Consider the following 12,970-nt stretch of genomic DNA (forward strand, 5'->3'; position numbering starts at 1 on the left):
ATGCGCTGAACGCCGATGTTCCGGTGTGCTCGGCGTGACCGAAATGGAGCAACCACCCATGGCACAAGCGCAAGACGCGGCCGTCAGCGAGGGCGGACTCGAGTCCGAGTTCGAGCACTCGCCCGTCCCCCTCTCGCACCGCAAGTCCCTGCTGACGGTCTCGGCCGTCTGGTTCGGGTTCCCGATGATCCTGACCAATGCCGTCCCCGGCGGCATCGTCGTGGCGATGCTCGGATTCTGGCCCGGTGTGGCGGCGATCCTCGTGGCGAACCTCATCATGTTCGTCTACGTCAGCCTGCTCAGCTACCGGGCCGGCCGCACCGGCAAGAGCTTCGCCCTGCAGACCACCGAGACCTTCGGCACCACCGGCTATGCGATCGCGTCGGGACTGCTGGCGACGATCGTCGTCGGCTGGTTCGCCTTCAACGCCGGGGCCACCGGCTCAGCGCTGCACCTGTCGTTCGGGTGGAACGAGCCGCTGACGACCGGGATCGTCGCGATCCTGTTCATCGCCGCCACGTACCTGGGCATCAAGGCGCTGTCGTGGATCGGCGCGATCGCCGCCCCGCTGTTCATCATCGCCGTCGTGATCGCCTTCTCGATCGCGTCGCAGACGCACGACTTCGGGCAGGTCTTCCAGTTCGCGGGCGTCGGCGGCGGCGCGATGACGTTCGGCGTGGCCGTGACGGCGATCATGGCGACGTTCCTGGACTCGGGCACCATGACCGCCGACTTCACCCGGTGGTCGAAGAACGGGCGCGAGGCGGTGCTGGCCACCACGAGCGCCTTCCCGGTCGCGAGCCTGGTGGCGCAGCTGTCCGGCGGTGTGCTGGTGGCCGCCGGCGCCATCGCCGATCCGGCCAACGCCGGCGGCGACTTCACCCCGATCCTGACCGGGCCGGGCAACCTGCTGCTGAACGCGCTGGTGGTCGTGTTCGTGGTCGTGAACCTCGGCTCGGTGTGCACGCACTGCCTGTACAACGGCGCACTGGGGTGGTCGCACCTGGTGCGGTCGAAGATGCGGCTGCTCACGCTGATCCTCGGAGCCGTGGGCCTGCTCGCGGCGGTTCTCGGGGCCTGGCACTACTACGTGAACTGGCTGTCGATCCTCGGCGTCGTGGTGCCACCGCTGGGCGCCGTGCTGATCGCCGACCAGATCATCCTCGCCAGGCGCCTGGCCGCTCGCGCCGAACGCCGCATCCGGCCGATGGCGTTCGTCGCCTGGGCCGCGGGCTCGGCGGCGGGGCTGCTCGTGCACATCGTGGCGCCCGGATTCTCGGATGCCGTGACCGGCCTGCTGGTCGGATTGATCGTGTATCTGGCCATCGAGGCGCCGCGCCGGCAGCCGAGCGCGGCGGCCGTCGAATAGTCTCGACGTCGACGAGGGGGCCCGGGCGTGCGCCCGGGCCCCCCTTCTCGTGCCCTCCGTCACGCCCGCGCGGCACTCCACTGCGTCCAGATCCCGGCGCAGTCGTCGCGGCCCTCGGCCACGTGCACCAGCTCGAACGCGTCGGGCCGCGCGCCGGTCAGGAAGTCGCGCAGGTGGTCGACCGGGAAGCCGCCCTCGGTGGCATCCGCATCCGTCGACGCGTAGTAGCAGGTGGTGATGCCCGCGAGCATCATCACCGACACGCACATCGGGCACGGCTCGCACGTGGCGTACATCGTGTACCCCGACAGGTCGAGCGTGCCGAGTCTGCTGCACGCCTCGCGCACGGCGACCAGCTCCGCGTGGCCCGAAGGGTCCATCTCCTTGACCACGGTGTTGCCGACCGCGCACACGACCTCGCCGTCGGGCGCCACGAGCGTGGCGCCGAAGGGGCCGCCGGTCCCGGCATCCATCCCGGCGAGCGTCGCCTCGGTGGCCAGACGGAAGTATTCGTCCATGATGTGTCTCCTCGTTCTCAGGATCGGTCAGAGCCGGCGGTCGGCGTTGCGGGCGGGCAGGCTCGCCAGCAGGTACCCGAAGAAGCCGATGATCAGGCCCACGAAGAACGCGAACTTGTTGGAGGTCGCGAACAGCTCGACGCTCGGCAGGAACGCTCCCGACATCGTGACGACGAAGCTCACGATCAGCAGCGTCACCGCCTTCGCGTTCATGCCGTGCGCGTACGTGCCGTTCGTGCCGGGCGCGACGTACATGTCGGCGTCCATGTTCACCTGACCGCGACGCACGAAGAAGAAGTGAGCGAGCATGATGCCGGCGATCGGTCCGAACACCGAGCCGATGAAGCCGTAGAACAGTCCCAGCATCTGTGTCGACTCGACGAACTGCCACGGCACGATCAGGGTGCCGAGGACCGCCGCGACGATGCCGCCGGTCTTCACGGTGAAGACCTTGGGCAGCTGTGCGGCCAGCTGCAGGCCGGAGGGCAGCATGTTGCCGAAGACGCAGAACGCCGTGGCGCCCACGTTGAAGGCGAGGATCAGCAGCACGATGATCACCGGGTTGCCGATCGAGCCGATCGCGTCGACGAACACCGACGGCTTGTTGATGTCGAACCTGCCGCCGGTGGCCGCGTTCAGGCTCGCCATGAAGGCGACCGTGACCACCGCGAACAGGATGTACGAGACGATCATGCCGACCGGGAAGCCGATCTTCGGGAAGCGCGCGTTCTTCGCGTTGCGCGAGTAGTCGCCGGTGTTCACGATCGGGCCCGCCCAGTTCGACACCAGCAGCGACACGCAGGTGATGAAGGCGACCGGCGTGAACCCGGGGGCGCCCTCGGCGTGGAACGAGAACGCCGCGCCGAAGCCGCCGGCGTTCACGAGGGCGATGATGACGGCGATCACGGCGAGGACGTACACGGCGGGGGAGGCCCAGTTGGCGAACCTGCCGAGGAACTTCTGGCCGCCCAGGTACAGCGCGATCGTGATCACGAACATGATCGCGTACGAGATCAGCGACGGGATCGGGAAGCCGAGGACGTTCGCGTCGCCGGCGAAGTCGCGGTAGCCGGGGAAGACCTGGTCGATCGCCACGTCCAGCGCCTGTGCGGTCGAGACCGTGGTCACGCCGAAGAACACGAAGCCGGCCACGAGGCCCCGCACGACGCTCGGGATCACGGCGCCCTTGACGCCGAACACGTCGCGCACCAGCATCGCGAACGGCATGCCGTAGCGCGCCGAGGCGACGCCGTTGAGCACGTAGCCGGCTGAGACGATCACCGCGCTGGTCATGATGGCCGCCACGACCTGCCAGGCGTTCAGGCCCAGGGCGAAGAAGCCTACGACCGTGAAGTACGACAGCAGATTGTGGACCGGGCCCATCCACACCGTGATGAAGTTGGCCGTTCCCCAGGTGCGCTCGCTCTTGCGCAGCGGCAGGACCTCTGCGGAATAGCCGCGCTCGAGATATCTGTCGATATCCGCGTCGGGGATCTCAGCGATGCCTTCCGCATCGACAGGACGGGTCGTGGTGGTCATGGCTTCCTCGTGTTCGGGGGTATGGGTCGGGCCCGTCACCGGCGGGGGCGACGGGCCCGGGAGGGGGATTACTTGTACTTCTCGGCCAGCGCGAGCGTGGCGGCGTGGAACGCCTCCACCGGCGGATGCGTGATGCCGGCGCCGATCATGCCGATGCCGGGATCCTTGTGCGCGATCGCCGTGTTGATGAGCGGCAGGATGCCGGATTCCTCGACCTTGCGGACGTCGATGCCGGTCGCGGTCCCGCGGAACCCGAGGATCGGGATCGTCAGGTTCGGGTTGGTCGCGGTGGTGATCTCCATCATCGTCCGCGAGTAGCCGATGGCCTCTTCGACCGTGCCGCCCACGAGCGGGACGATCGCGGGGGCCGCGGCCATCGCGAAACCGCCGATGCCGTAGGTCTCGGTGATCGCCGAGTCGCCGATGTCGCGCCCGCGGTCGTCCTTCGTGAAGCCCGGGAACAGCGGGCCCTCGATGAACTGGGCAGGACCGGTGAACCAGGTGTCCTGGCCGAGGCCCGACACGCGGATGCCGAACTCGACGCCATTGCGGGCCATCGTCGTCACGATCGTCGAGTACTCGATGTCGTGCGCCGAGTCCAGCGCGGCCTTCGCGGTGGCCATCCAGGTCGGCCCCGAGAAGTAGTCCGACGACGAGACGAAGGTGAAGACGTCCTGCTTGTCCTTCGTCGAGAAGTCGGATTCGAGGATGTGCGGCGCGAGCGCCTGGATCAGCAGCGTCGTGCCGGCGTTGTTGCGGTTGTGCGCCTCGTCGCCCATCTGCAGGGCCTGGGCGAGCATCATCCGCAGGTCGATCTCCTTGGCCGAGACCATCGCGTCGCGAAGGATGGGTCCGAAGACGTCGCGCATCCAGTTCAGGCGGTCGATGACCGACTGGTCGTTCGCACCCATGCGAAGGATCTTCGCGAGCTGCTCCGACAGGTTCGTGTAGGCGTAGTTGCCGTACGGGCGGTTCTCGACGACGTGCATGAACATCGAGGCGCTGGTCACACCGGCCATCGAGCCGACCGTCTGGTGCTCGTGGCAGGGCGAGAACGTGATCTCGCCCGAGGCGGCGAGCTCGTACGCCTCGTCGAGGTCGCCGGCGAGCCCCTCGAACACGAGCGCACCGGTGACGGCGCCCTTCATGGGGCCGGCCATCCGCTCGAACGTGATCGGAGGGCCGGCGTGCAGGATCGTCTTCTTCGTCATGCCGGGCACGACGTCGATCGCCTGGCCGTAGCCCACCAGCACCGGCTGCGACGTGATGATGCGGTTCACCGCTTCAGCGTTCGCCGCCTCGATCTTCTCGACGAGGTCGGGGCGCGACAGGGCCGCGAGGGCCGCGACGATCTCGGGTCGTCCGCCGCCCGGCGGCGTCCAGTCGAGGTTCGTGACCGACGCGCCCTGTGCGCTGATGTCGTCGGCGAACATCGCCGCGCCGACGTTGATCGCCGACAGCGGGCGCGTGAAAATCTCCGCGACCGTGCTCATGCGTTCTCTCCCTTGCTGACGAACTCGCGGGCCAGAAGTCCCGCGTTGGTGGATGACGACGCCCAGGTGACCCCGGCGTCGGTGAGCTTGTGGACCTGCGCGTCGAAGCCCTGCGCGTCCTCGCTCGTGCCGAGCACGTAGGCGAGGATCTCGAGGTGACGTCCGGCGGCCTCGGCCTTCTGCTTGGCCTCGACGATCGCCGGCAGCATGACGCCCACCGGGTCGGGGTTCGCGCCGTAGCCGAGCTCGAAGTCCATGACGATGACGCCGACCTCGGGGTCGGCCGCCTCGACCAGGAACCGCTCGATGCGATTGGAGGGGTCGATCATCGGGTGCGGCTTGCCGTTGGTGAACTCGTCCTCGCCGAAGTCGAGGAACGTGTGCGCCTTCGACGCGTCGGTGCCCTTGAGCTTCTTGGACGGGTCCTTCTGGATGTTCGAATAGACCTCGGGGAACTTCTCCAGGGTCAGGAACATCGACTCGTCGCACAGCGTGCCGCCGCAGAACAGGCCCCGGATGTACTGCTGCTCGGGCTTCAGCTTCGCGCGCACCTCGTCGATCAGCGGCAGGTTCAGCGCGTGCAGGTCGAGATCCTCCTCGCGCACGCCGCCGGCGACGACCGCGGCCAGGGCCGCGGGCTTGGTGCGGTCGAAGACCTGCACGCCGCGGTCGGCGCCGGCCTTCTTCAGCTCGTCGTTCGCGCCCAGGAAGCACGCGACGGCGGGCTTGCCCGAGGCTGCCAGGCGGTCGAGCACCGTGGTGGCGACCTCGGGTGCCGGGGGCTTGGAGATCACGGTGATCACGTCGGTGTCGGGGTCGGCGTCGAGCGCATCGATGCCGTCGAGCATCATGATCGCGCCGATCTCGGCCGACAGGTCGCGCCCGCCGGTGCCGATCAGCTGCGAGACGCCCGCGGTGAAGTCGTGGATGCGCACGCTCAGCTCCTGCGCGCCGGTGCCCGAGGCCGCCACGATGCCGATGCGCCCGCGGCGGACCTTGTTGGCGAAGCACAGTGAGACGCCGTTGATGATGGCGGTGCCGCAGTCGGGACCCATCACCAGCAGCCCCGCGTCGTGGGCCTTCCGCTTGAGCGCGAGCTCGTCGGCGACGGTCACGTTGTCGCTGAACAGCATGACGTTCAGGCCCGCGTCCAGCGCCTTGTGCGCCTCGTGCGCGGCGTACTCGCCGTTGACCGAGATCACCGCGATGTTCGCGTCCGAACGGCCCTCTGCCGCGGCCGGGATCGTGCGGTAGGTGATCTCGGCGCTCTCGCCGCTGGGTTTGCGGTCGAGCAGGCTGATCAGGCCCTCGAGCGCGGCGTCCGCGGTCGCCTCGTCGCCGTCGGTGACGACGATCAGGACCAGGTCGCCCGGGGTCGCCTCGTCGATCTCGGGGGTCATCAGGCCCTGGTTCGTCAGGACGTCCTTGTTCATGGGCGTCGCCATCGCCGCGACCGCATTGGTCACGCCGTCCAACTGCCCCGCCTTCGTCGAGATCGCCATCAGCGAGACGGAATCGATGTAGGTGTTCTTCTTTATCAGTGACCTTGTGGGCATCACTTTCCTCGCATTCCTTGGGTCATGCACACGGCTGCCAGAAGCCCGGTGGCCTGGTCCGTGCCGGATGTGTGGCCGATCTCGACGAGATCGGCCGTGAGACGGGGGATCGAACGGGCGCCGTCGTGGGGGCCGTCCGCGCACAGCGCCCTCAGCAGGTCGGCGAGTGGCTGCACCGCGCGCCCGCGGCACGCTTCGCGCAGCGCCGTGAGCGAGATCGCGTGCGTCCAGCCGTCGCGTGCCGCGCGGTCCACGGCATCCGGGATCGCCGCCAGTTCGCCGCCCAGTTGGGCCGCGGCGAACGCCAGGCCGGTCAGCACGTCGTCGCCGGCGGGCGTGAGCCCGGTGCCCAGGCCCACCAGGCCCGATGCGGCGCCGGTGATGGCGGCCACGTCGCCGCTGCGCACGCCGGACGCGATCGCGTCCAGCGCCGAACGGATGCGCTCGGCCACGGCGTGCGAGAACAGGTCGTGGCCGGAGCGGGCGCCACCCGGCACCCCGACCTGGGCCAGCGCCTCGTCGAGCTCTGCGACCCGCCCGGCCACGACCGGGCCGTGCGCGCGCGGCGTCGTCCAGGGGCGGGCGCCGGCAAGCGCGACACTCAGCCGGTCGCCGATGCGCACGTCGGCCGCCGTGACGTCGACCGTCATGTCTTCGTTCAGTCCGAGGCCGGTGAAGGATGCCGCGTCCACCGTGATCTGGCGGGGGCCGGCCGGCACGCCGGCGGCGGCCAGGCACCACAGCGATCCGTCGGCGGCGCAGACATTGACGACCGAGGCGAACACGGAATGGATCCGTCCGCTCAGCAGGGCGGGCGTCGCCAGCACCTCGGCATCCGCCGAGATCGCCATCGCCACCGTCGTCACATCGCCTCGCTCTGTCGTTCCCCGATCAGGGAAGGGCGGCGGTGAGGATGTCGGCGAGCTCGGCGAAGCCCTTCTCCTGCGCGTGCTGCAGGGGAGAGGTGCCCCACTGGTCGACCATCGTCGGGTCGGCCCCGGCGCCGATCAGCAGGCTCACGATCTCCTGCTGGACGGGGCCCCCGTCGCGCAGGATGATCGCCTCGAGCATCGGGGTCCAGCCGCAGAGGTTCGTGTGGTTGACGTTGCAGTCGGTGTGCTCGGCGAGGTAGCGCACGATCTCGACGTGGCCCTTCTCTGCCGGCGGGTGGATCGGGGCGCCGTCGAAGCGCGTGCGGCGCTCGAGGTCGGCGCCGGATTCGACCATGAGCCTGACCAGATCGAGGTCGCCTGAGATGCAGCCCCACAGCAGCGGGTTCAGACGCACCTGGTCCTGCTTGTCGAGGTCGGCGCCGAGGTCGATGAGCATCCGGACGATGTCGAGGCGCCCGGCCTTCGCGGCGATCAGGATCGCGGTGCGGCCCTGGGAGTCGACCCCGTCGATGTCGGCGCCGCCCGCGAGGGCGCGCGTGATGTCGTCGGGAGTCGCGGTCGCCGCCAGCGTCGGCCATTCCGTCGGGTTCTGCAGGGGCTGCCGCATGGATCCACCTCGTGTCTTAGCTTGGACAGCGGACCCGAGCGGGTCGCTCTTGCATACCATATCGTCTTTTTGGCCTACCAGAAACCGCCACATGGTGAAACACGAGCTGCCGCGAGGACGGCAGAAGACGGCACAGCCGCGGCAGAATGCGCACAGAGCGGGTGCGGCGGCGGCGCTGTCAGCGACCCGAGACGCCGAACAGCCGCTCGATGGCGACCTTCTTCGACGTCTTCACGTGCGCGCGGGCCAGGCGCCGCGCGCGGCGCACGTCGCCGGCCGCGATGGCGTCGGCGATGCTGCGGTGCTCGCGGCACAGCTGCGTGTTGTCGTCGTTCTGACGCAGCAGCCAGTTCAGCCGATTGCGCATCGGCTCGAGCATGCGCGCGAGGACGTCGTTGTGCGAGATCTCCACGAGCAGCTGGTGGAAGCGCAGGTTGGCGTCGATCACGCCCTCGTCGTCGCCCGCGGCCAGGGCGGCGTCGGCCTCGTCGACGATGCCCTTCATGCGGGCGATCTCGGCGGGGCCGGCCTTCTGTGTGGCCAGTTCGCACTCGAACACCTCGAGCGCCTCGCGGACCTCGAAGATCTCGTCGAGGTCGCGCAGCTCGAGCGGGGTGACGACGGCGCCGCGCCGGGGGCTCAGTGTGACGAAGCCCTCGGTGGCGAGACTGCGCAGCGCCTCGCGCACCGGCACCCGCGAGATGCCGATCTTCTCGACGAGATCGCGCTCCTTCAGCCGGCTGCCCGGTGCGAACTCGCCCGAGACGATGCGGTCGCGGATGTACTCCAGACCGACCTCGACCAGCGACGGCTGCGGCATCGACGCGTCGGCGCGGTCGGTGGCCGTGTCATCCGTCATGTCTGCCAGCATAGGGGGTGGCCGCCCGGCGGCTCGACGGGCGCGCCCCGTCAGCGCTTGGGCTGCATGTCGGGCGTGATCACCGGATGCGAGCCGGTGTAGTCGGGCCGGCTGGGCTGGTGCGGCTCGTGCGCGCCTTCGCCGCCGGTGCGCCCGCCGTACGGCAGGCCGTGGTCGGCGAACTCCTCGCGCATGAACACGAACGCCCAGTCGCCGAGCACGAACCGGGCGCCCGTGCGCAGTATCTCGCCCGGCCTGCCGCCGATCGTCGGGATCGGCTCGTGCCGCGCGCTGGTGGTCGCCGGACCGTGCAGCACGAGCACGTACTCGTCGCGCACGTCGTGGTGGACCTCGGCGTGCAGCGACGCGAGCCCGTCGAGCGTGACCTCGACGTCCCTCGACGATCCGATGCGCACCAGGTCGCGATCCAGCGGCACCTCGAGGTGCTCGTCGTCGCTGCTGACGATCAGGTGCGGATGACCCGAGCCCCATGCACCGTGTGTGGTGGTCGGAGTGTATTTGCCGGTCATGATCACTCCTCACTCATCGCTGAGTCGGATTCCCTCAGGATAGGCCCGTTTGAGCGCACGAGGGCCGAACCTCGGCGTCGTGGGCCTGCGGAATCCCCCGTTGCACATCGTGCAACGTGCGTTGCACGCGATCCCGTCGGGGGCTAGTCTCGCCGCATGGTCCCGTCGATCCCGTCCGCACCGCGCACTGACCGGCGTGTGGCGGCCTTCGGCGAGGTGCTCGCCGTGCTGGTGCAGGAGCAGCCGGGGGCGATGGAGGATGCCGAGACCTTCCGCCGCTCCCTCGGAGGCGCCGAGGCCAACGTCGCGATCGGACTGGCCGCGCAGGGCATCGGGGCGAGCATGCTCACGCGCGTGGGCGACGACGGCTTCGGCCGCTACGCCACGCGGCTGCTGGGCGAACTCGGCGTCGACGTCGACGCGGTCGACGTCGACGCGACAGCCGCCACCGGCCTGTACGTGAAAGAGGTCGGGCTCGCGCGCAGCGTCATGCACTACTACCGCACGGGGTCGGCGACCTCGGCGATGACCCCCGACTACCTCGACGAACCGGCCGTGGCCGCAGCGCTGGCCGAGGCGCACCTCGTGCACACCACAGGCATCACGCCGGCCCTCTCCGACTCCGCCCACGCCACGCAGCGCGTGCTCGTGGATCGGGTGCGCGGGCGCGCACTGGTCTCGTTCGACGTGAACTGGCGGCCCGCGCTATGGCACGGGCGCGAGCAGGCCGGGCGCGAGGCGATCGCCGCGTTCGCGCGCCTCGCCGACATCGTCCTGGTCGGGCTCGACGAGGCCGAGGCGGTGTTCGGCGTGCGCACGGTCGACGACGTGCGCGCGCTGTTCGACGCGCCGCGCCTGCTCGTCGTGAAGAACGACGCGGGCATCGCGACCGCGTTCGACGGCCACCGGCGGGTGGATGTCGCCCCCGGCCGGGTCGACGTCGTCGAGGCGATCGGCGCCGGCGACGCGTTCGCCGCCGGGCTGCTGGGCGGCATCCTGCGCGGCGACGACCTGCGATCGTGCGTGCAGGCGGGGCACGCGACCGCGGCGCAGGCGCTCGCCGTCGCCGGCGACCACGTCGGGGCGAGGTCGTGACCACGCAGAGCGTCGACCGTGCGCTCGAGCTGCTCGCGGCGCTCGAGGGCGGCCCGCGCTCGCTCGAGGAGTGCGCGGCACGGCTCGACGTTCACAAGTCCACCGCGCTGCGCCTGCTGCAGACCCTGGAGGCGAAGGGCTTCGTCGCCCACGATGCGCGGCACCGGTATCGCCTGGGCCGACGGCTGTTCGCCCTGGCGGCCACGGCGCTGGACGGATGGGACGTGCGCCAGGCCGCCCGCCCGCACCTCGAGGCGCTGGGGGCGGCGACCGGCCAGACGATCCACCTGGCGGCGCTCGAAGCCGGCGAGGCGGTGTACATCGACAAGGTCGAGCCGAGTCGCGGCATCCGGATGTACTCGCGCATCGGCCTGACCGCGCCCCTGCACGCGACGGCCGTCGGCAAGGTGCTCGTGGCCGCGCTGGCGTCGGCCGAACGCGAACGGACGGCTCGCGGCATCCTCTACACGCGGTTCACCGAGAACACGATCGACTCGCCCGACGCCTATCTGGCCGAGCTCGAGCGCGTGCGTCTGGACGGCTACGCCAGCGACGGCCGCGAGCACGAGTCGTTCCTCAACTGCCTGGCCGCCCCGATTCGGGACGCCTGGGGGCGGGTCGCAGCGGCGCTGTCGGTGTCGGTCCCGACGGTGAGCATGGATGCCGCAGCCGCCCTGACCCTACTGCCCGCGCTCCTGCGCGCTGCGGCCGGCGCCTCGGCCGACCTCGGCTGGTCGGCGCCCGCCGACCCCGGACAGCTGCCCCGGATCGCCGCGTTGCCGAGGTAGCGGCGACCCGCGGGTCTGTGGGCGCCCGCGCCCTACCGGGCCGCCGCTTCGCGGGCGCGCAGATCCTTGCGCAGAATCTTGCCGGCGCTGGACTTCGGGATCGCGTCGATGAACTCGACGCGGCGCACCTTCTTGTACGGTGCGACCTGCCCGGCCACGAACTCCATGACCTCGTCGGCGGTCAGCTCGGCGCCGGCGGCGGGGACCACGAAGGCCTTCGGGATCTCCTGGCCCTCGTCGTCGGGGACGCCGATCACGGCGACGTCGGCGACCTTCGGGTGGCCCAGCAGCAGCGCTTCGAGCTCGGCCGGCGGCACCTGGTACCCGTGATACTTGATGAGCTCCTTGACGCGGTCGACCACCGTGAACCAGCCGCCCTCGCTGTAGGTGGCCACGTCGCCGGTGTGGAAGAAGCCGTCTGCATCGATCGCATGGGCTGTGGCATCCGGCTTGTTCAAGTAGCCCAGCATGACCTGTGGACCCTTGATCCACAGTTCGCCCGGCCGGGTCCGGCCGTCGTCGCCGAACTCGGTGATCTCCTGGCCGCTGTCGGGGTCGACGAGCTTGCAGACCGTGTTCGGCAGCGAGACGCCGACCGAGCTGACCGGGATGTCGTCGCGCGTGTACGGCATCGCGTGGGTGACCGGGCTCGTCTCGGTCAGGCCGTAGCCCTGCATCATCCGGGCGTGGATGCGACGGCCGGCAAGCTCCGCGGTCTCGCCGTCCAGGGGGGCGGCGCCCGAGAACACGGTGTGCACGGTGGAGATGTCGTACTGGTCGACGATCGGATGCTTGGCCAGGGCGACCGCGATCGGCGGCGCGATGTAGAGGTAGGTGCAGCCGAAGTCCTGGATGTTCTTCAGAAACTCGACGAGGTCGAACTTCGGCATCGTGACCAGGCTCGCCCGCTGGCGCAGGGCCAGGTTCAGCAGCACCGTCATGCCGTAGATGTGGAAGAAGGGCAGCACCGCCAGCACGCGGTCGGCGGCGCGCAGGTCGATGTTCACGCGCGACTGCTCGACGTTGGCGACGAGGTTGCGATGGCTGAGCATGACGCCCTTGGGCACCCCGGTCGTGCCCGACGAGTACGGGAGCGCGGCGACGTGGGTGGCGGGATCGATGTGCACCTCGGGAGGGGTGCGCTGCTCGCCCAGCAGCTCGCGCAGATCGGGGTGCCCCTCCGCGCCGTCCAGGACGATGACGTGGTCCTCGGCGATGCCGCAGGCGGCGGCCGCCTCGGCGGCGTGCGGCAGAAGCGGGCTCACAGTGACGATCCAGGTGGCTCCGGCATCCTCGATCTGCTTCTGGATCTCGCCGGCCGTGTACAGGGAGTTGAACGTCGTGACGGTCGCGCCCAGGCGCAGCGCGCCGTGGAAGACGACGGCGAACGCGGGGACGTTGGGGCACAGCAGCCCGATCACGGTGGTCTCGTCGACGCCGCGCGCGGCCAGGGCGCCGGCGAACGCGTCGATCTGCGCCTTGAGGGCGCCGTATGTGGTCTCGGCGCCCGTGGCCGGGTCGATGAGGGCGACGCGGGCGAGGTCTTCGTCGGAGAGATCGCCGAACAGGTAGTCGTAGACGCTGAGCTCGGGGATCTCGACGTCGGGGAACGGGCTGTGGAACACGAGGCTTCTCCCTTGATTCATCGTGCACGCGCCGATGCTGGTGTCGGCGGCCGGCTCCGTCACCGGTTGCGACCATCATGCCACGCGGACCGAGTATC

Annotated in this window: 12 protein-coding genes; 3 read left to right on the forward strand and 9 right to left on the reverse strand. The window is 69.9% G+C overall.

What is annotated here, in order from left to right:
• Positions 1-58: 58 nt before the first annotated feature.
• Complete coding sequence (locus tag AC3RX0_RS02525; protein ID WP_491504363.1) at positions 59-1,369, forward strand: cytosine permease; 1,311 nt, start codon at positions 59-61, stop codon at positions 1,367-1,369.
• Positions 1,370-1,428: 59 nt separating this feature from the next.
• Here the strand turns inward: AC3RX0_RS02525 and AC3RX0_RS02530 are convergent, their stop codons facing one another.
• The 8 genes from AC3RX0_RS02530 to AC3RX0_RS02565 form a co-directional block, all read right to left on the reverse strand.
• Positions 1,429-1,887: a nucleoside deaminase gene (locus tag AC3RX0_RS02530; RefSeq protein ID WP_491504364.1), complete on the reverse strand. Its 459-nt coding sequence runs from the start codon at positions 1,885-1,887 to the stop codon at positions 1,429-1,431.
• Positions 1,888-1,914: 27 nt separating this feature from the next.
• Positions 1,915-3,426 carry a cytosine permease gene (locus AC3RX0_RS02535; RefSeq protein ID WP_491504365.1) on the reverse strand — a complete coding sequence of 504 codons (1,512 nt, stop codon included), beginning with the start codon at positions 3,424-3,426 and terminating at the stop codon, positions 1,915-1,917.
• A gap of 68 nt (positions 3,427-3,494) precedes the next feature.
• A complete protein-coding gene (locus tag AC3RX0_RS02540; protein ID WP_491504366.1) occupies positions 3,495-4,919 on the reverse strand; it encodes a YlbE family protein in 1,425 nt (474 codons plus the stop codon).
• On the reverse strand, positions 4,916-6,475 hold the full coding sequence (fdrA, locus tag AC3RX0_RS02545; protein ID WP_491504367.1) for an acyl-CoA synthetase FdrA: 1,560 nt from the start codon (positions 6,473-6,475) through the stop codon (positions 4,916-4,918). The genes AC3RX0_RS02540 and fdrA overlap by 4 nt, the downstream gene beginning before the upstream one ends.
• On the reverse strand, positions 6,475-7,341 hold the full coding sequence (locus tag AC3RX0_RS02550) for an oxamate carbamoyltransferase subunit AllH family protein (RefSeq protein WP_491504368.1): 867 nt from the start codon (positions 7,339-7,341) through the stop codon (positions 6,475-6,477). Before AC3RX0_RS02550 ends, fdrA begins: the two co-directional genes overlap by 1 nt.
• Positions 7,342-7,366: 25 nt before the next feature.
• Positions 7,367-7,975 (reverse strand): ankyrin repeat domain-containing protein, encoded by a 609-nt coding sequence (locus tag AC3RX0_RS02555; RefSeq protein ID WP_491504369.1) that lies wholly within the window; start codon positions 7,973-7,975, stop codon positions 7,367-7,369.
• Positions 7,976-8,153: 178 nt separating this feature from the next.
• Positions 8,154-8,834 (reverse strand): GntR family transcriptional regulator, encoded by a 681-nt coding sequence (locus AC3RX0_RS02560; RefSeq protein WP_491504370.1) that lies wholly within the window; start codon positions 8,832-8,834, stop codon positions 8,154-8,156.
• Between the two features lie 50 nt (positions 8,835-8,884).
• Entirely contained in the window at positions 8,885-9,364 is a 480-nt protein-coding gene (locus tag AC3RX0_RS02565) for an FHA domain-containing protein (protein WP_491504371.1), read from the reverse strand.
• Between the two features lie 156 nt (positions 9,365-9,520).
• On the opposite strand from AC3RX0_RS02565, the gene AC3RX0_RS02570 reads away from it, so the two are divergent.
• Positions 9,521-10,459 carry a sugar kinase gene (locus tag AC3RX0_RS02570; protein ID WP_491504372.1) on the forward strand — a complete coding sequence of 313 codons (939 nt, stop codon included), beginning with the start codon at positions 9,521-9,523 and terminating at the stop codon, positions 10,457-10,459.
• Positions 10,456-11,247, forward strand: coding sequence for an IclR family transcriptional regulator (locus AC3RX0_RS02575; RefSeq protein WP_491504373.1), 792 nt, complete (start codon positions 10,456-10,458; stop codon positions 11,245-11,247). Before AC3RX0_RS02570 ends, AC3RX0_RS02575 begins: the two co-directional genes overlap by 4 nt.
• Positions 11,248-11,279: 32 nt before the next feature.
• Here AC3RX0_RS02575 and AC3RX0_RS02580 read toward each other — a convergent pair whose 3' ends face one another.
• Entirely contained in the window at positions 11,280-12,872 is a 1,593-nt protein-coding gene (locus tag AC3RX0_RS02580) for an AMP-binding protein (RefSeq protein WP_491505362.1), read from the reverse strand.
• Positions 12,873-12,970 lie beyond the last annotated feature (98 nt).

Source organism: Microbacterium sp. W1-4-2, assembly GCF_058349885.2.